Genomic DNA, 26,316 nt, shown 5'->3' on the forward strand with positions numbered 1-26,316 from the left:
TCATCCCTCTGTCAGTACGAGCTTTTGACCTGGTTTAGGAAATATTTTGCCTGGATTCATAATGTTCTTGGGGTCCCAGCTCTCTTTAATCCGTTTCATCATGTCTAGTCCGACTACACCTAGTTCCATTTCCATGAAAGGCGATTTCATAGTACCAATGCCGTGCTCACCCGAAAGTGTACCGCCTAAAGCAATAGCCGTTTCGAAAATTTCCGCAACCGCCATTTCCACCCGCTTCATTTCCTCTTGGTCCCTTTTATCTGCAATAATATTCGGGTGAAGGTTGCCGTCTCCGGCATGCCCGAACACAACAAGATTGACGTTGTACTTATCGCGAATCTCTTTCAGCCTTGCAAACATATCCGGAATTTTACTGCGGGGGACGGTTGCATCCTCGGATATTTTGGTCGGTTTCACCCTTGTGATCGCAGGGGATACCATTTTCCGGGCTTTCCACAGACTGTCGCTTTCCTCTTGCGTCTTGGCTATAATGACTTTCCGCGCACCGATTTTCTCGAAAATGGCGGCAACTTCAACCAATTCTTCTTCAACCGCGCGGGGATGACCATCGATCTCGATGAGAAGAATCGCTTCCGCATCGATGGGCAAGCCGTTGGGTTGATAGGACTCTACAGCCTGAATGCAGGCTTGGTCCATAATTTCCATTTTTGCAGGCAGAATACCTGACGTTAATATTTGTGAAATGGCTTTGCCCGACGTAACAATATCATCAAAAATCGCCATTAACGTTCCGGTAGCACGCGGTTTTGGAATCAGCTGCAGAATCGCCTGTGTGATGATGCCTAAGGTTCCTTCCGCCCCAACGATTAGCTTGGTTAGATCATAGCCGGTCACATTCTTGACGGTTCGACTGCCTGTTCGAATCACTTCTCCTTGAGGCGTGACCACTTCCAAACCGAGCACATAATCTTTGGTTACTCCATATTTCAACCCTCTTGGACCGCCCGCATTTTCCGCCAAATTTCCACCTATCGTAGAAATCGCCGAGCTGCTTGGGTCAGGGGGATACATCAATCCGTATTTATCTGCTGCGCGATGAATGTCACCCGTGATGATACCAGGAGACACAATGGCAATGAGATCATCAGGCATAATGTCCAGCACCTGATTCATTTTGGTCATATCCAGTACAATTCCGCCTTCAACAGCGAGCGGTCCTCCAGATAACGAAGTAGCCTGGCCCCTCGGACAAATAGGAATTGTATGTTGATAGGCCAGTTTAACAATGCGAGCCACTTCATCTGTAGATACAGGTTGAATCACAATTTCGGGAAAATGAATACCGAATGAAGCGTCGAAGGAATAGCTGGCCAAGTCTTGTTTATCCATGAAGATACGTTTTGGCTCTGGGATGATCTCGCGGATTTCAAGTACGATTGCCGCATCCACTTTTCTGTAGCCCACTTTATTCACCCCTTGCTGCACTTAGATTTCAAGCTGAATCGAGAGGAACTTATAATCCAAATAATCTTCGATGCCGTATTTCCCGCCTTCGCGGCCAACCCCGGATTCTTTCACACCGCCGAATGGCGCTTGAGCAACGGTTGGCAGGGGATCATTGATCCCGACAATGCCGTATTCCAAAGCTTCCGCAACACGGAACATACGGGATAGGTTTTGGGTAAATACGTAGGAAGCTAAGCCGAATTCCGTATCATTGGCTTTCTGGATCACTTCTTCCTCTGTCTCAAATTCGAAAATCGGAGCCACAGGTCCAAATGTTTCTTCTCTGGAAATTTTCATTTCCTGTGTGGTATGCAGAAGCACCGTCGGTTGGAAAAAGGTCCCTTTGGCAAGTTCGCCTTCCATAAGCCTGCTTCCACCACTGATCAATGTTGCTCCTTTGCTCATAGCATCGGCAATTTGATCTTCTACTTTCTCAATGGCCTGGTTATCGATAAGGGGACCGATGTTTACTCCCGCATCTAACCCATTGCCGACGACCAACAATTTCATTTTCTCTGCGATAATCTCGGCGAATTTCTTTGCGACCGATTTCTGAACATAAATGCGGTTCGTACACACACAGGTTTGGCCGGCATTGCGGAATTTACTTGCGATCGCGCCCTCCGCGGCTTTCTCCAAATCGGCATCTTCGAAGACCAGAAACGGTGCATTCCCGCCTAGCTCCATAGATACCTTTTTCATCGTATCCGCTGATTGTCGGACCAGCTCCTTGCCTACTTCTGTCGAACCAGTAAATGTAATTTTGCGAACGACTGGGCTTTTCATCATCGCCCCCACAACCGCTGAAGCAGAACCATTCACAAGATTTACAACACCGGGCGGCAACCCAGCCTCATCAAATGCCTTGAAGATTTCAATCGCCGATAATGGTGTAGCGGATGCCGCTTTGAGCACAATCGTACAGCCCGCTGCGATAGCAGGAGCAACTTTACGCGTAATCATAGCCAGCGGGAAATTCCAAGGTGTAATGGCCCCAACAACACCAATCGGCTGTCGAATGACGATAATTCTTTTATTAGTTGCAGACGCAGGAATCGTATCTCCATAGATTCGTTTGCCTTCTTCGGCGTACCAATCCAAATAATCAATGGCCAGCCCGAGCTCTCCCTTCGCTTCAGCTACGGGTTTACCCATCTCACGTGTGACCAGTTCCGCGATTTCATCGGTTCGGGAGCGAAGAATATCCGCTGCCTTCTTCATATAGGCATAACGCTCTTTCGCCGTCTTCTTCCCCCATGATTGGAGCGCAGCTTGTGCTGCTGTTATCGCCGCTTCCGCATCAACGGCGTCCCCTTTGGCTACGGAGGCTACGATATCGCCGGTCGCTGGATTTTTTACCTCAAATGTTTGATTCGAATGTGCGTCGCACCATTGTCCGTTTATATAAAGCATATGAAATCCCCCTTGATCTAGATTAGCCGAATATTTCCGTTAGAGCCTCTCTGATAATCGCCATGGCTTGATCGATTTCCGCTTTGGAAACGGCCGTCGACGGCATAAAGCGAATGACGTTCCTTTCGGTGCCGCAGGTTAAGAGAATAAGTCCTTTTTCGAGCGCCTTATCTTTCAGCATCGTAACAGACTGAGCATCAGGCTGGCCGTCCTTCGTCATAAGCTCCATGCCAATCATGACACCCAAACCACGGATGTCTTTAATTGCCGCAAAGCTTGACGTAAGTCCCTTTAATTGGTCCATAAAGTACTGGCCCATAGCTACAGCGTTATCAAGCAGGCCGCCTTCTAACAGTTCGATTACGGCTAATGAGGCCGCACACGCAATCGGATTGCCGCCATACGTACCGCCATGAGTGCCAGGAGCCCACTGATCCATCAATTCGGCTCGCGCCACTAAAGCACTTAGCGGAAAGCCATTAGCAATGCCTTTGGCCAGCGTCAGAATATCCGGTTTCACATCAAAATTCTGCCATGCAAACATTTTACCTGTACGTCCGAATGCGGTTTGAATTTCATCATAGATAAGCAGGATGCCATGTTGATCACAAATTTCGCGAATCGATTTCAAGAAAGCTTTCGGAGGAACGATGTACCCGCCTTCGCCTTGAATCGGTTCCATAATGATGGCTGCTACTTGATCCGGAGCAATCAAGAAACGGAAAACTTCATCCAATTGATCCAGACAACGCTTCGTTTCAGCTTCCTCTTTCAATCCCGTACGGAAAGCGTAAGGATATTCTGCAAAATACACGCTCGGCAGCAGACCTTCATAATCCTTGCGGTAAAGCGAGTTCGATGCGGTTAATGTTGTTGTGGCAATCGTACGGCCATGGAAGCTGCGCTTAAAAGAAATAATGCTTGATCTTTTCGTTACCTTTTTCGCTAGCTTAATGGCTCCTTCATTGACTTCCGCGCCGCTGTTAGAGAAATAGACTTTATTTCCTCCGCCATTTAACTCATTCAATTTCTCCGCTAATTCGACATAGGCTGGGTAGTAGACCACATTATGACCGCCGTGGATTAGTTCCTCCATCTGGGCTTTCGCTTTTTCCACTACATACGGGTGGTTATGTCCTACATTGGTTACAGCCACACCGCTTGCAAAGTCCAAATATTGCTTGCCGTCTTCGGTTGTCACATAGGAACCTTGCCCTTTAATCACACCTAATTTTGTAGCGCGCAGCGCAGCTGGCGGCAATACTTCTGCAGCTCGTTCAAATAACGTTTTCTGAAGCAGTTTGTTCATGTGCCATCACCTTTTCCATTAAATTTATTAATCAGCAGATTGCTCTTTCAATCTTGGTTCGTTTATAATTTAGTCACATTGTTTGAAGTTGAAGGAGGCTGCTTGCGATCGAACTCAAAAACTTAAAATCGTTTCAAGTCGCTGCAGACTATATGAACTTAACCAAAGCTGCCGAACACCTAGGCTATACGCAGCCAACTATCACTTTACAAATTCAACTTCTCGAAAAAGAAATCGGTCATAAATTATTCCATCGTATCGGTAAACAAACATTTTTAACGCCCGCTGGAAATCTACTGAAGCAATATACGGACAAGCTGATGCTCGTTGTTCAAGAAATGGAAGAAGGATTAAAGCAATTAGATCTTCCGCATGGATCCCTTGTTATTGCTGCGCCAGAGTTTTATTGCAGTCATTATTTGTCCTTCATCATCAGTGATTTCTTGAAAGCTTATCCTCAGATCAATTTGCGTCTCGTTTCATGCAACAGTCACGACACGATTAAAATGATTTCTTCCCGTACGGCGGACATCGGCATCATTGCAGGTGCTTGCGACTCTAAAGAAATCGAGGCCATCCTGCTCAAAAAAGAAGATCTGCTCTTGACCGCAGCAAGCAATTTGACCCCAGAGAACGATTTATCCTTTATTTTTAAAAATTTTCCGTTTATTTCTTATCAACACAGCTGCAATTTTACCGAATTGGTCAACAGCTGCTTATCCAATATGACCTACTCCCCTTCTTCCATCATTGAACTAGGGAGCGAAGAAACGATTAAACAGGCGGTTATCAATAAAATGGGAATCGCTTTAGTTAGTGAAGATTTGATGAAATCAGAGATCAATACAGGTGCAGTCACCGTTCTTGAACGCTTTCCGAACCAAGTGGAAACATCCGTTATTTATTTAAAAAGCCGAGCCCATGAACCTGCAATTAAGTCGTTCTCGGATTTATTACAAGGCGTTTGGGACATCCAAAGCTAACGCAAGTGCTTGTTCCTTTCTTTTTTGCAGAGCGATCAGCGAAATCATTTCAAAAATGAGGTTTGCCGCCAAAGCGGAAGTAATCTGGTCATGATCATAAGCAGGCAATGTCTCCACAAGATCAAAGCCGATAAAGCGGATTTCGTTCAACCTGCGCAGGATAGCCAACGCTTCACGGGACATGACACCGCCGACTTCGGGCGTGCCTGTTCCCGGAGCAAACGCTGGATCAATAAAATCAATATCAAACGTCATAAATACGGGACGATCTTGCACTCTCTCTCGAATCATAGAGACGATTTTGTCCGTCCCCATCTCCACAAGTTCTTCTGTCGTAACGACTTGAAAGCCAAGATCTTTAGCATCTTGCACGTCGTTAGGATGGTTTAACGATCCCCTAATCCCAATTTGGATGGAATGTGCGGTATCAATAAGTCCTTCTTCTACTGCTCGACGGAATGGTGTGCCATGTGTATACTTTTGGCCGAAATAAGTATCCCACGTATCACAGTGTGAATCGAATTGGAGAAGCGCAAGCGGACCATAGGTTTTGGCGGCTGCACGCAGCTCTCCCAAAGTAATCGAATGATCTCCGCCGATGATAATTGGAACAATCCCCTTTTCATAAATTGGCGTTAATTCCTCTACCATTTTGTCATAGGTTTCCTTAATGAACCCTGGGATCACCGAAATGTCTCCATAATCTACACCTGAAACGTAATCAAACAAGTTCAATTGATGATAGGGTGAGAATGTTCGGGTTAGAACCGAAGATTCACGAATGGCTTTCGGGCCAAATCGAGCCCCTGTACGAAAGGTTTGCCCCGTGTCGAAAGGTACACCTGCCACCAAAAAATCAATTTCCTCTAGTGTCTGAACATGCGGCAATCGCATAAATGTGGTAATCCCGCTAAAGCGAGGTTGCTTAAATGATGCGTCCGGCTTATATTTAATCATGATATGCCTCCTAATATAGGGATCTTTGAGCGTAGCTCAAAGTCTCTCCGCTTTGGGATCTTTGAGCGTAGCTCAAAGTCTTTCACTTCTAAGTTTAATATCAATGATGTTGACCATCTGATCCCATTCTTGGGACTCGTATAACGCTAAGTTTTTCAAAAACAGATCCACACATCGATTCATGTATTGATTCGTTCTTGCTGAGATATGCGGTGTAATCATCAAGTTGTCCATGCCCCACAGCTTATGATCGGGAGGAAGCGGTTCTTCTGCAAACACATCCAAAGCCGCCCCTTTCAATTTGCCTTGCTTCATAACCGCAATAAAATCGCTTTCAACTACTAAATCCCCACGCCCTGCATTTATGAAAATGGCGCCGTCCTTCATAGCACGGAAGCGTTCTTGGTCCATTAGTCCAATCGTAGATGAAGTAGATGGAAGCACGGAACAAACAATATCGCATTCGCTAAGCAGAGCGTCAATTTGTTGAAAAGGAAAGACAGCGTCGAAATCCTGAACCATTCTGCCATCCCTATTTAATCCGATGGTTCTCAAACCCAATGCTTTGGATTTCTTTGCTATCTCGCTTCCAATATGGCCAGTTCCTAGAATGCCGATGGTTTTTCCTTCCAACTCTTCGGCTTCATCCGTACCGTCCCAATGCCGATTGCCTTTACTATTTAAATATTTCGAAATATCCTTATAGAAATAAAGAATCATACTTAACACATATTCACTGATCGGTTTAGCGTGAACTCCGCTTGCTGTCGTCAGTTTGATATTTCTTCTGGACATCGCTTCAAGCGGCAAACTATCATATCCAGCGCTAAATAGTTGAATCCACTCTAAGTTAGGCAATTGCTTCAGATCGGATTCCGTAATGATGTCATCGTAGTTGCCATAAGTAAGGAGTATTTTGATTTCATCTTTATTCGTTATGGAAGGAAAGTCTTTGGATACTTGAATTTGTTTGCCAGTCTTATCTAATACCTGAAGACAATGCTTCTCACTAAAATCAAGCGTTGTGCACAGAATCATATGCCTCTCCTTTCCAGCCTGAAACATTTCGTCTATCGTTGCTGTTTTTCTCAGGATAGCACATGGCTTTAGCGTTTAAAAAATTGCAATTCTTAATAGTAACCATTGGTAAAGCTGATGTACCGGGCCCAATCATTGAGATTTGTAATGGTAACTATACAGTTTTTCAATTAGTTTCACATTTTCATTCAATGTTATGATGAATCCAATAAAAGCCGAATGACTTTGTAACCGCATACAACTACAATTAATTAGGAGGGTCTACATGAAAAAGATATTTCTTATCACATTAGCTTCCATTATTACATTGACAACCGCTTGCAGTTCTAAACCCGCTACAGATAAAGTCACAGGGAAAGCTGCTGCCGATGATAAAGCTCTAACTGTTACGCTTCCTACTTGGCCGGGATACGGTCCGCTGTTCTTGGCCAAAGAAAAAGGCTTCTTCAAACAGCGCGGTGTTAACATCGATCTTACGATTATTGATGGATTAGGTGAACGAAAGCAGGCATTAGCTGGCGGGAAAGTTCAGGGAATGGCTACCGCAACGGATGTTACCGTATCCGTAGCAGCCAGCTATGTTCCCCTTGGCATCGTTTGGGTATTTGATGATTCATATGGCGGGGATGGCATCTTGGCTAAGAAAGAAATTGCATCTCCTGCCGATTTGAAAGGGAAAAAGATTGCCTTGGAAGTGGGTTCCACCAGTCATATTTTCTTATTAAAAGTTCTTGAGAAAGCGGGGTTATCTGATAAAGATGTGGAGATCGTGCAAATGTCCGCTGGAGATGCCGGCGCAGCCTTTGTTGCAGGCAAGGTAGACGCGGCTGTAACCTGGGAGCCATGGTTATCCAAAGGGACGGCTGCCGGTGGGAAAGTACTGGTTTCCAGTAAAGATTTAACGGGAATCATTGTAGATTCGGTTAGCTTTGCCAGCGATGTGATTAAGAATCAACCAGAGAAAATGAAAGCGTTTGTAGCTGCCATGAATGACGCAATGGTTTACTGGAAAGCAAATGATAGTGAATCCATCAAAATAATGGCTAACGGTTTGAAAATGAGTGAGGAAGAATTCAAAGCAACCGTAGGATCGCTTAAATTCTATGGATTGGAAGATAATAAAGTACAAATGGGGACAGCTGATAAACCAGGTCCTATCTACAGCACGGCTAAATCAGCAGCTGATTTCTACTTTTCCAAAAAGTTGATTGAAAAAGCGCCTGATGTGAATCAATTAATTGTTCCCTCTTTCGTTCGTGAATTGAAATAATCGATAATCCCTCGGATGAAGGAGGCAAGCCCATGATAAAGAAGTGGTTCTCACCTATGAAAGAAATCCCAAAAGCTGCCGCCATGCGGTTAGGCGTTTCCGCGTTTGTCCTACTGATTCTGCTATGGTCATTGATGACGTTCAGCGGTTGGGTCAAACCTATATTTCTACCGTCTCCAGGCAAAGTATTGGATACTTTTGTGAATCTGATGAAGGAAGGCAGCCTGAACCGCGATATATGGGATAGTCTCTTACGGGTCGTTTTAGGATTTGCCTTTGCTGCCATTATTGCCGTTCCCTTAGGCTTGTTCATGGGATGTTTGCGCTCCGTGCAGTCCTTTTTTGAACCCATGATCAGCTTTATCCGTTACATGCCGGCTTCTGCTTTCATCCCCTTATTCATTCTATGGATTGGAATCGGCGAATCGGAAAAAATGACGATTATTTTCTTCGGAACGTTTTTCCAGCTAACGCTAATGATTATGGATGTCACCAAAAATGTATCCAAAGATTTAGTCGAAATTTCTTATACCTTAGGCGCGACAAACTGGCAAATTTTCCGCAAAATCATCTATCCAGCAGCCAAACCAGGCATTGTCGACACACTGCGTATTACCTTTGGATGGGCATGGACGTATCTAATCGTTGCCGAAATTGTTGGGGCAAGCTCAGGTTTAGGCTATATGATCATGCAATCCTCTCGCTTTCTGCGTCCCGATAAAGTCATTATGGGCATTATCATTATTGGTTTGTTGGGTTTAATCACTGATTTGCTGTTCAAATTATTTTATAAAAAAGCCTTCGCCTACCTCAATAAAGGGGGGAAATAAACTTGTCTTCTCTACCTAAAAAACAAGAAACGATACCATCCTCGCTGCATTTGGTCAAAAAGAATCAACTCGTCATCGAACAAATTTCCAAAGTATTTCCTACGAAAAAAGGGGATGTAACAGCCCTTCAAGAAACATCCCTGACCATTAATGAAGGCGAGTTCATTACTATTCTTGGTCCGTCCGGCTGTGGAAAATCAACCATTCTAAGAATTGTCGCGGGGCTAGAGCAAGCTTCCTCAGGAAAAGTAACTTTTAAAGGAAAAGAAATAACAGAACCCGGTATTGATCGTGGAATGGTGTTTCAAACCTATACCCTATTTCCATGGCTGACCGTAGAGGACAATATCTCCTTCGGCCTAGAATTGAAAGGAATTCGGCAAGCAGAGCGTAAAGAAATAGCCCGCCATTATTTGAACTTAATCGGACTCACCGGTTTCGAGCATCACTTTCCCGCCCAGCTTTCAGGAGGCATGAAACAACGTGTTGCCATCGCTCGAGCGCTTGCCAATGATCCCGAAATATTATTGATGGACGAACCATTCGGCGCATTGGATGCACAAACCCGTTTGATTATGCAGGAAATCTTACTCAAAGCTTGGGAAGGCACCAAAAAGACTATTCTCTTCATTACACATGACGTCGACGAAGCGATTTTTCTTGGAGATATTGTGCATGTCATGACAGCGAGACCAGGTAAAATTAAGCAAACCGTAGCTGTACCCTTTGATCGGCCCCGAAACTATGAAATCAAACATACCAAAGCGTTTTTTGATATGACGCAGGAATTGCTCTCTTATATTCGGGAAGAAAGCTTTAAAGTGTTATGAAGCCGTAGTAACTGGCAGCAACCAAGGGATTTTCATAATTGTTACCTGGCTCAACCTAGATGCGATGTGAAAAAAAGAACCTCAAGCTCCTTTTGTGGAGTCGAGGTTCTTTTCACATCATAGGTGTGACCTGTTCCTAATACCACCCATCTATACGGAACGAGGAGGCGTTATTTCACTGAGATCTGCTCAAATTTGGGTTCAAGCGGAACGACGATTCGTTATTTGGCCGTTTTTGCGTCTGCAGCGTGTTTTTTAAACAAATAAGGTCTTCACGTTCCGTGAGATGCCTGTTTAGCTCTCATTTGCTCAAAATAACGATCCGTCGTTCCTTTTCATGGTAAAAGGGGCTCGACAACCGCCCTACCGCACCACGACGAGGGCTCAGGATTCAGTCGTGTTGGGAAAAGTTCTATATGGGATGCCTTCTTCTTTGCTTTTATTCCAATTAGAAGCTTTTCTGGAAGACCACAAGGCTTCGATTTCCTCCAGCGATTTCCCCTTTGTCTCGGGCACAAGACGCCAAGTGAAAAAGAAAGTGAGCAAGGACATGAAACCGAATATCCAGAATGTCACCGCTGGCCCTGCAGAACCAAGCATCGGAGGAAAGGTCTGCGATACGATATAATCCGCTGTCCATAGTACCATGGAAGCTATCGCCGTAGCTTTTCCACGAATACGGTTCGGGAAAATTTCGGACATAATCACCCACACGACAGGCCCAAGCGATACAGCAAAGGAAGCCACATACAGTAAAATAAAGATTAGCACCAATGGCCCTGAAGGTTGTCCCGTTTGAAAGGCGGCGCCTATAACGACTAGGCACACTGTCATGGAGGCAGATCCTACAAGTAAAAGAGCCTTACGTCCTACCTTATCGATGAGCCAGATAGCAAGAATGGTGAAGAGGAAATTAATCAAACCGACCAAAATGGTCTGAATCAGCGAAGCATTCGTGCCAGCACCCGTTGCTTTAAAAATTTCTGGGGCATAGTACATAATCGCATTGATTCCCGTAACTTGCTGTAGAACAGCAAGCCCCACACCTACGATTAATGCAAGCCGCAAAGCAGGGCTGAACAGTTGGCGGATCGATCCGCTTTCCTGTATGAACGATTCCTTGATATCCAATACTTCCTGTCTGGCCAGTTCGTCGCCGTGAATCTTAAGCAAAATCGGAAGAGACTCTGCTGCTTTCCCCTGCTTGATCAACCATCTCGGACTTTCAGGCACAAAGAAAAGCAGTACTAAGAAGAGTAAGCCCGGAAGAACCCCGAAGCCGAACATCCACCGCCAAGCTGTTGAAATATCCCACGCATCGTCGCCATACCCCGCAATGCCCATATTAATGAAATATACGAGGAAGATACCGGTCACCGTTGCGAACTGATTGAGGGCAACAAGACGGCCGCGATACTTGGCAGGCGCTATTTCTGCGTTATAAAGAGGGCATAGCGTTGAGGTAATACCAATCCCAAGTCCGCCAATAATGCGGGCAATAATATAACCGGTGAACGTATCTGGAATGGCGGAACCAATGGAACCGATAATAAATAGGATCGCAGCCATAATCAGCACTTTTTTCCGGCCGAACCTGTCCCCCAACACACCAGCTCCTGCTGCTCCAACGATACACCCGATGATTAAGCTGGAGACCGCCCAACCCACTTCCACCTCACTGAGGCCGAAACGTTCTTTCATAAAACCGATTGCACCCGACACAACAGCTGTATCAAATCCAAATAATACACCGCCCAAAGCGGCAACCATCGAAACTAGCGTTACAAACTTCATGCTTACTTGTTGGTCTTGATTGTTTATATGTGAGCTCATAAGCGATTATCCCTCCTGACTTATCCGCACCTTCATGCGAGTCTTTTATCATGAACAAATCGTAAATCGTCTAATGCGAGACTCATTATACCATGCGTTTTGTTCAAGTTAGGGGCCAATTCCCTTCACTTATTTGTTGTTTACAAGCATAATATTGATGCCTGTAATTAACCGTCAGATATAGGGCAGCAGACTAGCACATTTTTGTTCGGTAAAAACAAAAAAGTCCATGCATCTCAGCATGAACCCTCTTTTAAAGTTGGTTGCGGTATTCGGTAGGCGTTACCCCTGTTACCTTTTTAAATACTCGGCTGAAATAATTTGGGTCTTTATAACCCACCATATAACAGACTTCCTTTAAGCTGAATTGCCCGTCCCTTATGAATTCTTTGGCCCTTTCGATCCGCAGCCTTGTCACATAATCAATGAAGGTTTCTCCCGTTTGCTGCTTGAATACTTTGCTGAAATAATACGGGTTCAAGTGGACATGCTCAGCCACGTCTTCGAGGGAAAGCTCCTCACGGAATTTATCTTGAATGAACGTGATGGCGTTGTCTAGGACACTCCATGTTCGCTGTTCACGTTCCTCGCGGATTCGTTTGATTGCCAATTCCACGTAAGTACGTTCAGAAGTATTGTCTGCAATCAACTTATCAGCCGTTTCCCGCTCCCCTTCTAGGGAAAGCATTTTCAAATTCTCAAAAGAACAAAGGTTACCCCAATTTTTAGGATAAGTAGATGCGAAGACGGCTTCAAAATACGATCTCCTTATTCCTTCAATATCCACTTGGACGGATCCGATGCCTACATTCGCGTCTATACTACGTTGTTGATGAAGTGTCTCCACCAGCTTAGCGCCTAGGAAGTGAGCCTCTTCTTGCAGTATCTCATCCTTGATTTCTGCCTTCTCGAGAAGAAAAATGACCATATGCCGATGGACCATAGAACTGACCACACAACCGACCCTATTCTTGATAAATCCTTTGGCGCAGTTTTTTACCGTTTCGTAAACCTTTTTCTTTTCGATGCCTAATTCCTGCTCGGATGTATGCCCGAATTCCGGCAAGGCGAGCACAAGCGCACATCCTTTGTCTATGGCAAGCTCGAGGATATCAGCCAGATACCCCACCTCGGTTTCATTCACTTGATCTGACATAAAGACCAGAGCCATTTCCGTTTCCGCCAGCGGAAGCAGCTGGAAGTACTTATCGCGCATTGCGAACTCCTCATCGCGTTTTCTTTGGTCCTGATCTATTTCAGCTACCATCCGCTGGAGGAGTGCGACGACTTGATCACGCTTTGCCGGTTTAATCAAGTACTCCTTTACCCCCAAGGAAAGGGCTTCTTTAGCGTATTCAAATTGTTCATAGGCCGTAACCAGAACCATCTTGATCTGCGGACTATGAGCCTTAATTTCCTTTAACGCTTCAAGGCCTTGAATGCCCGGCATCCTGATATCCATCAGCACGATATGCGGCCGAAATTCATCTGCCTTTTGAATAGCCACGCGACCATTCTCTGCATGAATAATTTCAAAGGTATTCGGCATCATTCGGGTAACAATCCATTCAATGCCTTCTCTCTCTAAAGCTTCATCATCTGCGATCAGTAGGCGATACATCTCCATCCTCCTTTCCTGCAGCAGGCATCCGGATAAGAACAGTCGTCCCTCGGCCCGGCTCACTGTGAATATCTACAAGATTCTTCCTACCATAGAATAATTCGAGTCTTTTAAACACATTACGCGTCCCTAATCCCGTGGATTGTCCCTTTTCTTGGCCAAGCAGCGGTTCGGATTCGAAGTGAAGCAGAGACTCGCGGACCTCCTCGCTCATACCGATCCCATTATCCGATATGGCAACCCTTACCTCACCAGGTCCGCATGCAATAACCAGCTTAATCTCAGCCCCTTCTTCCATTCCCTCAATACCGTGGACAAAGACGTTCTCAAGTATCGGTTGAAGGGTTAGCATGGGAACAAACACACCCAGTCCGCTCTCGTCAATATCCGTTACAAACTGAATCCGGTCGCGAAAGCGGGCCTGTTGGATGGTAAAGTACTCTTTGGCATGCTCGACCTCATCCCTGAGTGTCACAGGACGATCCAATTTCCGAAGATTATACCGAAGAAGATTCGACATGGATACCGTAAGATCGCTTGTTTTCTCAGCACCCTCAAGCAGAGCAAGCTTGGATATGACATTCAAGGAATTAAAGAGAAAGTGCGGATTTATCTGATTTTGCAAAACTTCCAGCTCCAACTCTTTGACCAGCTTGTCCTTTTCCAAGCTTTCTTTCTCTTTCATAATCAGTTCTTTCAAATTATCCTGCATGCGCCCAAAAGCCTTAGATAACATTCCAAACTCATTACGCTCGCTAATCTGCGGAGGGGGCGCTTGCAAATTCCCGTCTGAAATTTGTTGAGCCGTTAAGGCCAACTGCTTGATCGGTCGGGTAATACCTAGGGAGATCCAATAAGCAAACAACACGCTTATCAGCGTATTCAAGATAAAGATAGCCACTCCCCAATGATTCATAACTTCCGTTTGGATAAGAATTTGTCTGTAGAAGGGCTGATAATAACTGAGTTCCAAGTCAATAAGATGATGTCCTTCATCTTGGATGAACGCTGCTGTCTGCTCAGCCTCTTCGTAGAAAGCCGCATATGTCAAAGAGCCTTGGCTATTTAAAGCCTCTATTACACCCGCTTCTTGCCCTATAAAAGTATCGATCATATTGCGATAGCTGCGGACTGTAAGATCAGTAGTTGTATTTGTCGTCTTCTGTGCAGACAAGCTTTCCCGCAGATGATTGAGCTCATCCCTCTGACCTATATATGTCTTGCGGCTGTTCTCCGTTCGATCCATTAAGTAAACATTCAGAGCATGAAGATTCCCCTGCGTTTGTCCGGCAATTTGCTTGTACAATAATACCCGATCCAGCATCACATTATAGCTTTGCTGCACCGTTCTTCCGCTTTCAAAGATGAAATAAGCGACTGCGTTATTCAAGATAAAAAGCACCGGGATGACAATAAATAGCATTCTACGTATATTCATGGGCTGCCCACACTTGCCTTCAAATGGTCTCTATCCAGAATTTCCGTAGTGGTGAAGTGCTGGACCGGAATGGAGTTCCCTTTGAAAATTTCCGCCAGCAAATAAACGGATTTGAATCCAATCTCTTTAGGCTGCTGAACGACGGAAGCTAGGATTGCTCCTTGGGAGATACCCTGCTTGGTTTCCTCCAGGTCATCAAATCCGTACACGCTTACATCTGCTCGATTCGCTGCCTTCAGTCCTTCCACAATACCAACAGCATCTAAGGAGCTAAATCCGACCATCGTCTGAATACTTGCGTATTGGTTTAACATAGCTTCTGTCTGCTTAGCGGCTTGAATCCGTGAAATATTCGATGAGTGGACAGCTACGATTTCAAAGCCTGGCGTACTTCGAATAATTGAACGGAAACCCTCTAGACGCAGCTGTTGATTGTCCGCCAGTTCGCTTCCGATCATGACGCCGATACGGCCTTTCCCGCCAGCAGCTTTCACTACAAGCTCTCCCATGCGTTTGCCCGCTTCCCAATTATCTGTTCCCACGTAGGCAAGTCGCCGGCTCTCCGGCTCATCCGCATCTACTGTGATCACAGGAAGACCTTGATCTATTGCTTTGCTGATCAGTTGATCGTAGTGCTGCTCCTTTATCCCTTGCACGATAATGGCATCCGGTTTGGCAGCAATCGATTTCTCCAGGAGATTCATTTGTTCAGCAGGATTTATGCGAATCGGCCCCATGTAATCAATCTTCATACCCAGCTGCGCCGCGGCTTCTTTTGCTCCCAGTTCCACCGTTCTCCAGAATGGATTATCAATCTCTTGGGCTATAAGTACAACGTGCTTGATACGTTTATCCTCTACCTTGCTCTGTTCCATTTGCCCGACCAGGTGATCAATCTTAAGCGTGGAAGATAAAAACTGGAATAAAAAATAACAGAAAACAAGAAATATGCCTATCAGCCCCACAGTCCACTTGTTATTTGCCATGGAGCACCCCCGAGGTTTAGTAAAAAATATAGACTTATTATACAAAGCCTGCAGATAAAACGGAAATTACGTTTAGTATTCGATTATGAATAATTTTCCTATACATAGCAAAAGGTACTACTAACAATTTAAGGAAGGATGATTTGGGGACAATGGACAAAGACAAAGATAACCAAGGGATGACCTTAACGAATCGACAAGGTCATCCGATTTCAGATAATCAAAACATACGAACGATTGGAAATAGAGGGCCTTCAACGCTCGAAAACTACCACTATATCGAAAAAATATCCCATTTTGATCGGGAGAGAATTCCAGAGCGTGTTGTACATGCACGCGGTGCCGGTGCCCATGGATATTTTGAGGCCTATGGTAAAGTCGGTAATGATCCTATATCTAGCTATACTCGTGCCAAACTTTTTCAAGAGGCAGGTAAACAGACCCCTGTATTTGTCCGATTTTCTACAGTCGTTCACGGCAATTACTCTCCGGAAACATTTCGCGATCCCCGTGGGTTCGCCACAAAGTTTTATACCGAAGACGGTAACTGGGACTTAGTCGGCAACAACTTGAAGATATTTTTTATTCGCGATCCATTGAAGTTCCCGGACATGGTTCATGCCTTCAAACCAGACCCTGTTACCAACCTGCAAAACCCAGAGAAAATGTTCGATTTTGTATCGAATTCTCCTGAAGCCACTCACATGATTACATTCCTTTTCTCTCCATGGGGGATTCCAGCCAACTATAGACAAATGCAAGGTTCTGGTGTGAATACCTACAAGTGGGTCAACCAAGAGGGGCAAGCCGTATTAGTCAAATATCATTGGGAACCGCTGAAGCAAGGAATGAAGAACCTGACTCAAAAGGAAGCTGAAGGCATACAGGGGAAAAACGTAAGTCATGCCACGCAGGATTTGTATGAAGCAATTGAGCGAGGCGAGTACCCGGAGTGGGAGCTCTGCGTTCAAATCTTAAGTGATGACGAGCATCCTGAGCTCGACTTCGACCCGCTTGATCCGACTAAGCTTTGGGATCATAAACAATTTCCTTTTTTACCTGTGGGCAAAATGGTGCTGAATAAAAACCCCGAAAATTACTTTGCTGAAGTCGAGCAGGCAGCTTTCGGTACGGGGGTTCTGGTAGATGGTCTTGATTTTTCCGATGACAAGCTGCTGCAGGGCCGAACATTCTCCTACTCCGATACCCAGCGATACCGCGTGGGAACGAACTATCTTCAGCTGCCGATTAACGCCCCCAAAACACGTGTAGCCACGAACCAACGGGATGGGCAAATGGCCATCATGGTTGATCGGGCACCCGGGCAGAATCCGCATGTGAATTACGAGCCCTCCTCGCTTGGCGGGTTAAAAGAAGCGACTCCTTCAGGTAAAGAACATCAGCCTATGTATAATGACAAATTAGTCCGTGAAAAAATTAGCCGAACCAATGACTTCAAACAAGCCGGAGATACCTACCGCAAATTTGAAGATTGGGAACGTGATGAATTAATTGCGAATTTGGTAAATGCACTAAAGATATGTAAGCCAATTATCCAGAATACAATGATCGAGCATTTTACAAAGGCCGATTCTGATTACGGTCGACGTGTTTCTGAAGGTCTTGCTCAAGCTAACGTCGATTCAGCACACCTCGGTTCCGCTTCTGAAAGAGATGGAGCTGAAATTGCAGAGAACTCAGGAAAGCGTACAGATGGATATTAAAGATTAGCACAAATTAGTGACGAAACACTTGTTTCAGGAAATGACCGCGCAAGGCTCACAGCCTTCCGGTCATTTTTTCGTTTCCCACACTGTCCGAACGGAAAGTTTTTTGCTGCACTCATGGTATTAGACCATACAGACGTATCCCTTAATGAATAGTCTAGCTATTAGCTACTCCTTACCCATCTTAAATAAAGTGAGGTTGCTACATGGCAAATCCCTATACGAAACACCGAATTCGCAAAATTACTCGCCGCTTCGGCCTGCTGCCGTTGAGATCAGGCATGGTTGCTTCCTTTTACCGAGAAAACGCTATTATTCAAGTACAAACGGAAACTGGCACCTATGCCATGAAACCCTTTTTTCGAAATACACTCCTCCGCACGAGTACCGTTCATCAAATGAAAACAACGGCAGCGTATATAGAACTCTTGATGAATAGCGGATTCAGTTACATGCCCAAATGGCTCGCTACCCATTCTGGGAAATTATGGACTTTACATCGCGGACGCCCCTTCTATATGACGGAATGGATAAACGGAAGAAATCTGGCAACGAACGAAGATTTTGAAGAGCTTGGCCGGGCCCTTGCCACTCTACATACTACATCCAGTGGTCTCCTTGACACTAAAGGGCCCTTCACGTATAAACAAATCGAATTATGGAAAATCCAAGATCGACTCTTTCGTAGACGAATGGCAGCAGCTATCCAAACGCATGAACGGAACCGCAAATGGTACAAAAAATACGGAAAATACTGTAAGCGCCTTACCAATCGGGCATGGGCTAACTTAAGCAGCCCCGAGATCAAAACTCTTTTGGATAAGGAAGCGAAGCATCCCGCATTGATACACAACGATATTACTTCCCCTAATGTCATCATTTCTGAAAACGGCCAGCTCTTCATTATCGATTGGGACCGTGTTAAAGTTGGTTCCATCTATGTGGATCTAGCGAAAGCGCTCATGAACACAACACAATTCAATCCCGATTTCATATTAGCGTTGTTAAAGGGGTACGAAGAACGCCGTCCTTTAAACGAGACCGAGCGCAAATTAATTTCGTCCTTATATGGATTACCACGGGAAGCTTGGCACGCTACTCGGTTCCCTAATCACTCTAGAAGCCGTGAAATGCTTGATATTTTGGAAAAAACCTGGCATCCCCGGTTAAAAGCAATGGATTTATTAGATGAATGGACAAAATCAATCCCTAAGGAGAATGAGCATGAAGATGTCCATGAAGTCGTCAATGAAGTCACAGGTTGAACAAATATATGGCATAAAAATTAAAGAAACTTTTCAAATAAAAGATATTTATAAGATTCGGACCACGAACGAGACTTATTGTTTAAAAAGTTACGCTTTCCCAGAAGAGGAGGTCCGGTTTATTACCCGGATTCTATCCTATATGGATGAGCGTGGTTTTACTCGCAGTCAAAAGGTTTCTCCTACAGTGGAGCACTCCCCGTACATGACTCATGATGGCCTTTTCTACACGTTAACGAATTGGGTTGATGGACAGAGGCCGGACTTTACGAGGAGGAAAGACTTAAAGAGAGGCATTCGAACTTTAGCTAAGTTCCATTCCATAGCGGAAGGATTTCCTACAGTCGAAGCTCCGGAAGCAAGAATTCGATATATGGGGCTGGATCACGAAATTACCGAATATAAAACCCTGCTCAGTTCACACAAAATTACAGCACATTTAGCAGCACTTAGTGAGGACGTACTTGCCCATTTACAACAGCCCAAAGTGATAGAGGCCATCGATACGGAACAAAAAGCTTCTGCCTTTGTTCATGGCGATTACAATTATCCCAATCTCATGAAAGACAAACGGCGGAAGCTGCATTTGATCGATTTTGACAACACTTCGCTACACACCAGAATGAAGGATTTGTCCCATATTCTTCACCGAAATTGCCTCTGGGACGGTTCGGAGATGCTTCGTTGGATTGATTATTATCAGAGATATCGTCCATTGAGCTCTTCTGATCTCTGCCTTCTTCATGCACTTTTATCTGCACCTTATCATGTGGTCCGGAACATTCGGATTGGCGGTATTCGTTCGGCCAAAGAGATTATTCCTACAGTCGCGCATTTGAATAAGTATCAGCGTGAGCTTAGGGCTTTACTGTAATTGGAGTTTAAACGCAAAAACCCCCAAGCTCACATTAGAGTGAACTTGGGGATTTTTGCACTTATTTCGTTTTCTTATCTGCTTCTTTTAGTGCTTCTTCAGGTAACTTTTCACCTGCAAGCCCTCTTTACATTACTTTTGTACTTTCACGATGGTCTGACCGATTACCAAAAATCCATTTAAATAGCCTTGGAATTCTAGGTTTTCATTTGGTCCTGTCCAAGTAAAATCGGAGCGTTCGAATTTGAATTGTCCGTTCTTCGCTTGGTTATAGTAACCATTGTTGCTTGTTAATGCTTTAACACCATTAAGTGTAACCGTATTAAGGTCAAATCCTTCGCTTTTGAACCCTTCCGGTAAATTCACACGAACGGTAAACACACCATTATTGCCTTTGATTACTGTTGGTGTTACTTCAATGGAACCCGCAATGTAAACAACAAACTGTTTTTGAATCGTAGTACTTAAGCCTGCAGCATTACTTGCGTTTACTGTGATTGTATAGGTCCCAGGCTTATCCAATTTAATTGCACTTTCATTAGCAATTGGTTTACCCACAGATTCGCCTGGCTCTTTAATTGTCACACTATCGGAAACAACGCCTGACAATATATCTCGTGTAGAATAACTTACTGTTAACATCGTGTTGAGTTTGTACTCGTTATTCAAATTCATTGTGATTTCCGGTGCCGTGCGGTCGATCTTCACTTCTACGGTCCGTGCCTTCTCTGTGTTACCTGCTTGGTCAACCGAGTAGAAACTGACCTGGCTTACGCCTTCTTGACTCACCGTCACGCTTGTGCCTTCTGTATACCCTCCGCCGTTCACGGAGTACAGCGTCTTGGCTACTCCACTTTGGCCATCCGCAGCTGCCAGCGTCACGGTTGCATCGGACTTCGTCCAGCCTTCTGTCGCCGTCGCTGTAGTCACTGGTGCTGTGCGGTCAATCTTCACTTCTACGGTCTGTGCCTTCTCTTCGTTACCTGCTTGGTCAACCGAGTAGAAGCTCACTTGGCTCACGCCTTCTTGACTCACCGTCACGCTCGTGCCTTCTGCATAGTCTCCGCCGTTCACGGAGTACAGCGTCTTGGCTACTCCGCTTTGGCCATCCGCAGCTGCCAGCGTCACGGTTGCATCGGACTTCGTCCAGCCTTCTGTCGCCGTCGCTGTAGTCACTGGTGCTGTGCGGTCAATCTTCACTTCTACGGTCTGTGCCTTCTCTTCGTTACCTGCTTGGTCAACCGAGTAGAAGCTCACTTGGCTTACGCCTTCTTGACTCACCGTCACGCTTGTGCCTTCTGTATACCCTCCGCCGTTCACGGAATACAACGTCTTGGCTACGCCGCTTTGGCCATCCGCAGCTGCCAACGTCACGGTTGCATCGGACTTCGTCCAGCCTTCTGTCGCCGTCGCTGTAGTCACTGGTGCTGTGCGGTCAATCTTCACTTCTACGGTCTGTGCCTTCTCTTCGTTACCTGCTTGGTCAACCGAGTAGAAGCTCACTTGGCTCACGCCTTCTTGACTCACCGTCACGCTCGTGCCTTCTGCATAGTCTCCGCCGTTCACGGAGTACAACGTCTTGGCTACGCTGCTTTGGCTATCCGCAGCTGCCAGCGTCACGATTGCATCGGACTTCGTCCAGCCTTCTGTCGCCGTCGCTGTAGTCACTGGTGCTGTACGGTCAATCTTCACTTCTACGGTCTGTGCCTTCTCTGCGTTGCCCGCTTGGTCAACCGAGTAGAAGCTCACTTGGCTTACGCCTTCTTGACTCACCGTCACGCTCGTGCCTTCTGCATACCCTTCGCCATTCACGGAGTACAACGTCTTGGCTACGCCGCTTTGGCCATCCGTAGCTACCAGCGTCACGATTGCATCGGACTTCGTCCAGCCTTCTGTCGCCGTCGCTGTAGTCACTGGTGCTGTACGGTCAATCTTCACTTCTACGGTCTGTGCCTTCTCTGCGTTGCCCGCTTGGTCAACCGAGTAGAAGCTCACTTGGCTCACGCCTTCTTGACTCACCGTCACGCTCGTGCCTTCTGCATAGTCTCCGCCGTTCACGGAGTACAACGTCTTGGCTACGCTGCTTTGGCTATCCGCAGCTGCCAGCGTCACGATTGCATCGGACTTCGTCCAGCCTTCTGTCGCCGTTGCTGTAGTCACTGGTGCTGTACGGTCAATCTTCACTTCTACGGTCTGTGCCTTCTCTGCGTTGCCCACTTGGTCAACCGAGTAGAAGCTCACTTGGCTCACGCCTTCTTGACTCACCGCCACGCTCGTGCCTTCTGCATAGTCTCCGCCGTTCACGGAGTACAACGTCTTGGCTACGCCGCTTTGATCATCTGTTGCCGCCAGCGTCACGATTGCATCGGACTTCGTCCAGCCTTCTGTCGCCGTCGCTGTAGTCACTGGTGCTGTACGGTCAATCTTCACTTCTACGGTCTGTGCCTTCTCTGCGTTGCCCGCTTGGTCAACCGAGTAGAAGCTCACTTGGCTCACGTTTTCTTGACTCACCGTCACGCTCGTGCCTTCTGCATAGTCTCCGCCGTTCACGGAGTACAACGTCTTGGCTACGCCGCTTTGATCATCTGTTGCCGCCAGCGTCACAATTGCTTCCTTAGACCATCCTTGAATATTGCTTGCCTTTGTTACTGGAGCCGTTTTGTCAATCTTTACATAAATGATTTTTGTCGCTTCCTTGTTACCTACTTTATCTACAGAATAAAAAGATACTTTATTCGATCCTTCTTGGCTAACAGTAACGGCAGTCCCCGGTACGAAAGCTTGGTCGTTCAATGAATAGAACGTATTTGCTACTCCCGTTTCATTATCGGTTGCCGACAATGTTACTGCAGCACTTTGATTCGTCCAATCCGTTGGTGCAGTTGCTGTCGTTACCGGTGCTTCAGTATCGACAATCAGCTTTGCCTCAACTGTGTTGGAAGGATCCGATTCACCAAATGAATTACTATACGAAGATACATAGTATAGGTGGTTCGCATAAGATAGGTTATTTACTGTATAGGACAAGTTGTTTAAGTTTTTAACTAGCAATATCGGTTGTCCATTTACAATTTCATACACGTTATAACCATTAGCGTATGTGACAAAATTCCATGTAATTACAGCGCTCGTTTGACTTAGCAGCCTCGAACTTGCCACTGGGGACTGCATGTCAGGGAAAATAATATCAAAATTTAACCGATTGGAAGGTGCAGACTCTCCAAAACGTGTATTATAAATCACTAATTCGTAATAATGGGTTTTTTCTGTCAGGTTGAATAGCTGGGTTGTTAAAGCCGCACCTTTGTACATTAATTGGCGAGTATCGCCTGTCACCTCATAAACGCGATATTCATTTGCCCAAGTTGCCGTCATCCAAGTTAATGTTAGATTATTAGCATTCGTGACTGTTCCTTTCAATTGCGAAGGCTGAAGTACCGGCCAAGTTAAAGTGAAAGTTGAGATCACTGCCTTCGGAGATTCACCGAATCGATCACTATAGGAGTAAACCTCATAATTGTAGTCACCTTCTGGCATGTTGGTAAACGTTACAGTTGTACCCGTTTGTGTTTTTTTCAATTCTCTTTGACCATCTACGATTTGGTAGACACGATAAGCCGTAGCGTAAGTTACGGTTCCCCATTTTAAAGTAATATCATTGCCATTCGTGACACTTTTCGTCACATTACCCGGTGCTTCCATGATCGGATGTACCAGCTTGAATAAGAGCTCTTCTCCCTCCGGAGACTCACCAAAGCGACTGCTATAAGAGTGCACTTCATAGGTATAGTCACCTGCTGGCATATTGGTATATGTTACAGTTGTTCCTGTCAGTGTGCTTTTCAACACCTTTTCACCATCAACTACTTGATAAATTTTATAAGATGTAGCGTAAGTTGAAGTTCCCCACTTTAAAGTAATGTCATTACCATTTGCAATCGTCTGGGTCAGACTTCCCGGCGCTTGCATCACTGGGAAAACTATGGATAGGCTCACTTTGCTTCCTTCCAGCGACTCTCCAAATTTAGTACTAACAGAGTGAACAACATACGTATGATCCCCTGCTGTCACATTCGTGTACGTTACTGCTAACGTGGTCATTGTACTTTTTAGAACCTCAGCACCATTAATAATTTCATAAACTTTATAGCTGTTAGCATAAGGTGCTGCAACCCATGTTAAAACCACGTCGTTACCATTCTGCGCCTTAGCTGCCAGATTACCCGGTCCTACCATTGTCGGCAGAATCAAATTGAAGCTAACCTCTGCTCCCTCTGGGGATTCTCCTAAAATCGTTGAATAGGAATCTACTACATATTGATAGTCCCCACCAGGAATGTTTGCATAGGTTACCGTTAAGCCTGTCAGCGTACTTTTCAAGACTTTTTGGCCATCAATAACCTGGTATACTTTATAACTTGTTGCGTTAGGTACAGAGGTCCACTTTAATGTAAGATCATTCGCATTCGCCAAACTGTAAGTCAGGCTAGCAGGAGCTTGCATCGTTTGGTCGTTCAAAGTGAATGTCAATATCGTTCCCTCTGGAGATTCTCCAAACCGTGTTGAAACCGTATGAACTTCATACGTATAATCACCAGGCTCCATGTTGCTATAAGATACCTTTGTTGTCGCTACTGTACTTTTCAATACTTTTTGACCGTTAACAATTTGATACACTTTATAGCTGTTACCGTTTGCTGCTGCGTCCCAGTTTAATGAAAACGCCGTAGCCGATGTTACACTCTGCACCAAATTAGATGGCGGCAGCATTGTTGGAAGTACGATAGAGAAAGTTGCCTGGGCACTTTCAGCCGATTCTCCATATCGTGTGGAATTGGAGTGAATTTCATATGTGTAATTCCCTGATGCCAGATTCGTATAGGTCACGGTCGTTCCGGCTACTGTACTTTTAAGTACCTTCGAACCATCTACGATTTGATACACTTTATAAGCCGTAGCATTGGGTGCAACCGTCCAGGTCAGTACAACATCATTTACATTCTGGAATTTGTATGCGAAATTACCAGGAGCAGCCATAACTACTTCCCCTACCGTTAAGGCAACTTGGGTTCCTTCGGCAGACTCACCAAAACGGGTACTAACAGAATGAACTTCGTATAAATAATCACCCGCAGGCAGGTTGACGTAGGTAACTGTCGTGCCTGTTACCGTGCTTTTCAGTACTTTTTCATCACCGATAACTTGATAGATTTTGTAGGAGGTAGCATTCGGTGCAACCGTCCAAGTCAGCACGATATCGGTTAGGTTTTGTAATTTGGAAGCTAACGTTGCCGGAGGCGTCATCGTGACCGATCCTACAGTCAAGGAAACGGTGCTACCGTCTGTTGACTCGCCGAACAAGTTGCTTAGCGAATGGACCTCATATACATAATCGCCGGTCAGCATATTCGTAAATGTAACCGTCGTACCGGTTACTGTGTTTTTCAACACTTTTTCTCCATCGATTACTTGATAAACTTTATAAGAGGTTGCGTTGGTCGCAGCACTCCAAGTAAGTACCACGTCGTTCACATTTTGAAGTTTAAAAGTCAGGTTGCTTGGCGGCACCATCGTTCCTACGGTTAATGAAATCGTGCTGCCCTCGACAGACTCTCCGAAACGGTCACTGAAAGAGTGAACCATGTATGTATAATTTCCAGCGGGCAAATTCATGTAGGATACGGTTTTTCCCGTTATTTTACTGCTTTTTAATACTTTTTGATTATCAATAATTTGATAGACGTTATAGCCGGTTGCATAAGCAGCAGTATTCCACTTTAGTGTAACGTCATCGGTAGCCACCGTATACGTTAAACCGCTAGGAGCCGTCATCGTCAGATTTCCTATAGCAGCTTCTACTGCTGTTGAGTTTGGAGATTCGCCATACAAAGGATGGCTAGCTGTTACTGTATATGTATATATTCCCTCTGCGGCGTTGTTGACGGTAAAAGTTCTCGCTGTCCCCGAATAGACTAACTTTCTTCCGCCTTCTTGATTTACATACAAATTATATGTTTGTACATTAGGAGCAGTTCCCCAGTTCAAAACGATATTGTTACCATTTTGTATGGTGTACGTTAATGTAGCCGGGGCAATCATATCAGGATAAGTGATATTGATATTCACCGGAGCACATGGGCCCGATTCGCCACCTGAACTTAAAGTAGACACTACATAACTGTATGAGCCCTCTGTCAGGTCATTTATGGTAAAAGAAGCTGTTGTCGTTGTCCCGACATTAATAAGCTGCCCATAGGTGATGCTGTATACAGTGTATCCTGTAGCTCCATACACCGGGCTCCACGTTAATTTCACATCATCAGGCGTTAGAAGTTGAGTAGCAAGATTGCTTGGAGGTAAGATGGTTCCGTTGTCTGTTGCTCCCCACGCATGTAAGGCTGGAAAGATTAATTGAACAAATAAAAGCAGTGTGAGAACCATAGACATTTGTCTTGATTTCTTCATTGACATCTGA

The 26,316-nt window shown here is 45.3% G+C and carries 17 protein-coding genes; 7 read left to right on the forward strand and 10 right to left on the reverse strand.

What is annotated here, in order from left to right; all coding sequences use genetic code 11:
- The 3 genes from QFZ81_RS33770 to QFZ81_RS33780 all read right to left on the reverse strand — a co-directional run bounded on the left by QFZ81_RS33770 (position 1) and on the right by QFZ81_RS33780 (position 4,189).
- Positions 1 to 1,350 carry an FAD-binding oxidoreductase gene (locus tag QFZ81_RS33770; RefSeq protein WP_307607116.1) on the reverse strand — a complete coding sequence of 450 codons (1,350 nt, stop codon included), beginning with the start codon at positions 1,348 to 1,350 and terminating at the stop codon, positions 1 to 3.
- Positions 1,351 to 1,446: 96 nt separating this feature from the next.
- Positions 1,447 to 2,880 carry an NAD-dependent succinate-semialdehyde dehydrogenase gene (locus QFZ81_RS33775; protein WP_307606230.1) on the reverse strand — a complete coding sequence of 478 codons (1,434 nt, stop codon included), beginning with the start codon at positions 2,878 to 2,880 and terminating at the stop codon, positions 1,447 to 1,449.
- 22 nt (positions 2,881 to 2,902) lie between these two features.
- A complete protein-coding gene (locus QFZ81_RS33780) occupies positions 2,903 to 4,189 on the reverse strand; it encodes an aspartate aminotransferase family protein (RefSeq protein ID WP_307606232.1) in 1,287 nt (428 codons plus the stop codon).
- Between the two features lie 107 nt (positions 4,190 to 4,296).
- Between QFZ81_RS33780 and QFZ81_RS33785 the strand changes: the two genes are divergently transcribed.
- Positions 4,297 to 5,172, forward strand: a complete 876-nt coding sequence (locus QFZ81_RS33785; RefSeq protein WP_307607118.1) for a LysR family transcriptional regulator — start codon at positions 4,297 to 4,299, stop codon at positions 5,170 to 5,172.
- Here QFZ81_RS33785 and speB read toward each other — a convergent pair.
- Positions 5,143 to 6,129, reverse strand: coding sequence for an agmatinase (speB, locus tag QFZ81_RS33790; RefSeq protein WP_307606234.1), 987 nt, complete (start codon positions 6,127 to 6,129; stop codon positions 5,143 to 5,145). The genes QFZ81_RS33785 and speB overlap by 30 nt on opposite strands.
- Positions 6,130 to 6,201: 72 nt before the next feature.
- Positions 6,202 to 7,167 carry a D-2-hydroxyacid dehydrogenase gene (locus QFZ81_RS33795; protein ID WP_307606236.1) on the reverse strand — a complete coding sequence of 322 codons (966 nt, stop codon included), beginning with the start codon at positions 7,165 to 7,167 and terminating at the stop codon, positions 6,202 to 6,204.
- A 265-nt stretch (positions 7,168 to 7,432) separates the two neighbouring features.
- On the opposite strand from QFZ81_RS33795, the gene QFZ81_RS33800 reads away from it, so the two are divergent.
- Genes QFZ81_RS33800 through QFZ81_RS33810 form a run of 3 tightly spaced genes read left to right on the forward strand, consistent with a single transcriptional unit; the run spans position 7,433 to position 10,097 of the window.
- Positions 7,433 to 8,437, forward strand: coding sequence for an ABC transporter substrate-binding protein (locus QFZ81_RS33800; RefSeq protein WP_307606238.1), 1,005 nt, complete (start codon positions 7,433 to 7,435; stop codon positions 8,435 to 8,437).
- Positions 8,438 to 8,469: 32 nt separating this feature from the next.
- The gene (locus QFZ81_RS33805; RefSeq protein WP_307606241.1) at positions 8,470 to 9,267 is read left to right on the forward strand and encodes an ABC transporter permease; all 798 of its coding nucleotides are present in this window, start codon (positions 8,470 to 8,472) and stop codon (positions 9,265 to 9,267) included.
- Between the two features lie 2 nt (positions 9,268 to 9,269).
- The gene (locus QFZ81_RS33810) at positions 9,270 to 10,097 is read left to right on the forward strand and encodes an ABC transporter ATP-binding protein (protein ID WP_307606243.1); all 828 of its coding nucleotides are present in this window, start codon (positions 9,270 to 9,272) and stop codon (positions 10,095 to 10,097) included.
- A 384-nt stretch (positions 10,098 to 10,481) separates the two neighbouring features.
- Here the strand turns inward: QFZ81_RS33810 and QFZ81_RS33815 are convergent, their stop codons facing one another.
- The 4 genes from QFZ81_RS33815 to QFZ81_RS33830 form a co-directional block, all read right to left on the reverse strand.
- Positions 10,482 to 11,930: a sugar porter family MFS transporter gene (locus QFZ81_RS33815; protein WP_307606245.1), complete on the reverse strand. Its 1,449-nt coding sequence runs from the start codon at positions 11,928 to 11,930 to the stop codon at positions 10,482 to 10,484.
- 253 nt (positions 11,931 to 12,183) lie between these two features.
- Complete coding sequence (locus QFZ81_RS33820) at positions 12,184 to 13,551, reverse strand: AraC family transcriptional regulator (protein ID WP_307606247.1); 1,368 nt, start codon at positions 13,549 to 13,551, stop codon at positions 12,184 to 12,186.
- Positions 13,526 to 14,989 (reverse strand): sensor histidine kinase, encoded by a 1,464-nt coding sequence (locus QFZ81_RS33825; protein WP_307606249.1) that lies wholly within the window; start codon positions 14,987 to 14,989, stop codon positions 13,526 to 13,528. The genes QFZ81_RS33820 and QFZ81_RS33825 overlap by 26 nt, the downstream gene beginning before the upstream one ends.
- Complete coding sequence (locus QFZ81_RS33830) at positions 14,986 to 15,975, reverse strand: substrate-binding domain-containing protein (RefSeq protein ID WP_307437041.1); 990 nt, start codon at positions 15,973 to 15,975, stop codon at positions 14,986 to 14,988. The genes QFZ81_RS33825 and QFZ81_RS33830 overlap by 4 nt, the downstream gene beginning before the upstream one ends.
- Before the next feature lie 152 nt (positions 15,976 to 16,127).
- Here QFZ81_RS33830 and QFZ81_RS33835 point away from each other — a divergent pair, with 152 nt between their 5' ends.
- The 3 genes from QFZ81_RS33835 (at position 16,128) to QFZ81_RS33845 (ending at position 19,841) form a co-directional block, all read left to right on the forward strand.
- Positions 16,128 to 17,699, forward strand: a complete 1,572-nt coding sequence (locus tag QFZ81_RS33835; protein ID WP_307606251.1) for a catalase — start codon at positions 16,128 to 16,130, stop codon at positions 17,697 to 17,699.
- A gap of 209 nt (positions 17,700 to 17,908) precedes the next feature.
- Entirely contained in the window at positions 17,909 to 18,967 is a 1,059-nt protein-coding gene (locus QFZ81_RS33840) for a phosphotransferase (RefSeq protein WP_307606253.1), read from the forward strand.
- Entirely contained in the window at positions 18,927 to 19,841 is a 915-nt protein-coding gene (locus tag QFZ81_RS33845) for a phosphotransferase (protein ID WP_307606255.1), read from the forward strand. The genes QFZ81_RS33840 and QFZ81_RS33845 overlap by 41 nt, the downstream gene beginning before the upstream one ends.
- 132 nt (positions 19,842 to 19,973) lie before the next feature.
- On the opposite strand, the gene QFZ81_RS33850 is transcribed toward QFZ81_RS33845, so the two are convergent.
- Positions 19,974 to 26,306 (reverse strand): OmpL47-type beta-barrel domain-containing protein, encoded by a 6,333-nt coding sequence (locus tag QFZ81_RS33850; protein WP_307606257.1) that lies wholly within the window; start codon positions 26,304 to 26,306, stop codon positions 19,974 to 19,976.
- Positions 26,307 to 26,316: the final 10 nt, after the last annotated feature.

Origin of the sequence: Paenibacillus sp. V4I9, from assembly GCF_030817295.1 — a bacterium.
Classification (GTDB): domain Bacteria; phylum Bacillota; class Bacilli; order Paenibacillales; family NBRC-103111; genus Paenibacillus_E.

Excerpts from the sequence above, each read along its gene's own strand:
- QFZ81_RS33770 (WP_307607116.1), bottom strand. The coding sequence starts at position 1,350 with ATGGATAAACAAGACTTGGCCAGCTATTCCTTCGACGCTTCATTCGGT.
- QFZ81_RS33775 (WP_307606230.1), bottom strand. The coding sequence starts at position 2,880 with ATGCTTTATATAAACGGACAATGGTGCGACGCACATTCGAATCAAACA.
- QFZ81_RS33780 (WP_307606232.1), bottom strand. The coding sequence starts at position 4,189 with ATGAACAAACTGCTTCAGAAAACGTTATTTGAACGAGCTGCAGAAGTA.
- speB (WP_307606234.1), bottom strand. The coding sequence starts at position 6,129 with ATGATTAAATATAAGCCGGACGCATCATTTAAGCAACCTCGCTTTAGC.
- QFZ81_RS33795 (WP_307606236.1), bottom strand. The coding sequence starts at position 7,167 with ATGATTCTGTGCACAACGCTTGATTTTAGTGAGAAGCATTGTCTTCAG.
- QFZ81_RS33800 (WP_307606238.1), top strand. The coding sequence starts at position 7,433 with ATGAAAAAGATATTTCTTATCACATTAGCTTCCATTATTACATTGACA.
- QFZ81_RS33805 (WP_307606241.1), top strand. The coding sequence starts at position 8,470 with ATGATAAAGAAGTGGTTCTCACCTATGAAAGAAATCCCAAAAGCTGCC.
- QFZ81_RS33815 (WP_307606245.1), bottom strand. The coding sequence starts at position 11,930 with ATGAGCTCACATATAAACAATCAAGACCAACAAGTAAGCATGAAGTTT.
- QFZ81_RS33820 (WP_307606247.1), bottom strand. The coding sequence starts at position 13,551 with ATGTATCGCCTACTGATCGCAGATGATGAAGCTTTAGAGAGAGAAGGC.
- QFZ81_RS33825 (WP_307606249.1), bottom strand. The coding sequence starts at position 14,989 with ATGAATATACGTAGAATGCTATTTATTGTCATCCCGGTGCTTTTTATC.
- QFZ81_RS33830 (WP_307437041.1), bottom strand. The coding sequence starts at position 15,975 with ATGGCAAATAACAAGTGGACTGTGGGGCTGATAGGCATATTTCTTGTT.
- QFZ81_RS33835 (WP_307606251.1), top strand. The coding sequence starts at position 16,128 with ATGGACAAAGACAAAGATAACCAAGGGATGACCTTAACGAATCGACAA.
- QFZ81_RS33840 (WP_307606253.1), top strand. The coding sequence starts at position 17,909 with ATGGCAAATCCCTATACGAAACACCGAATTCGCAAAATTACTCGCCGC.
- QFZ81_RS33845 (WP_307606255.1), top strand. The coding sequence starts at position 18,927 with ATGAAGATGTCCATGAAGTCGTCAATGAAGTCACAGGTTGAACAAATA.
- QFZ81_RS33850 (WP_307606257.1), bottom strand. The coding sequence starts at position 26,306 with ATGAAGAAATCAAGACAAATGTCTATGGTTCTCACACTGCTTTTATTT.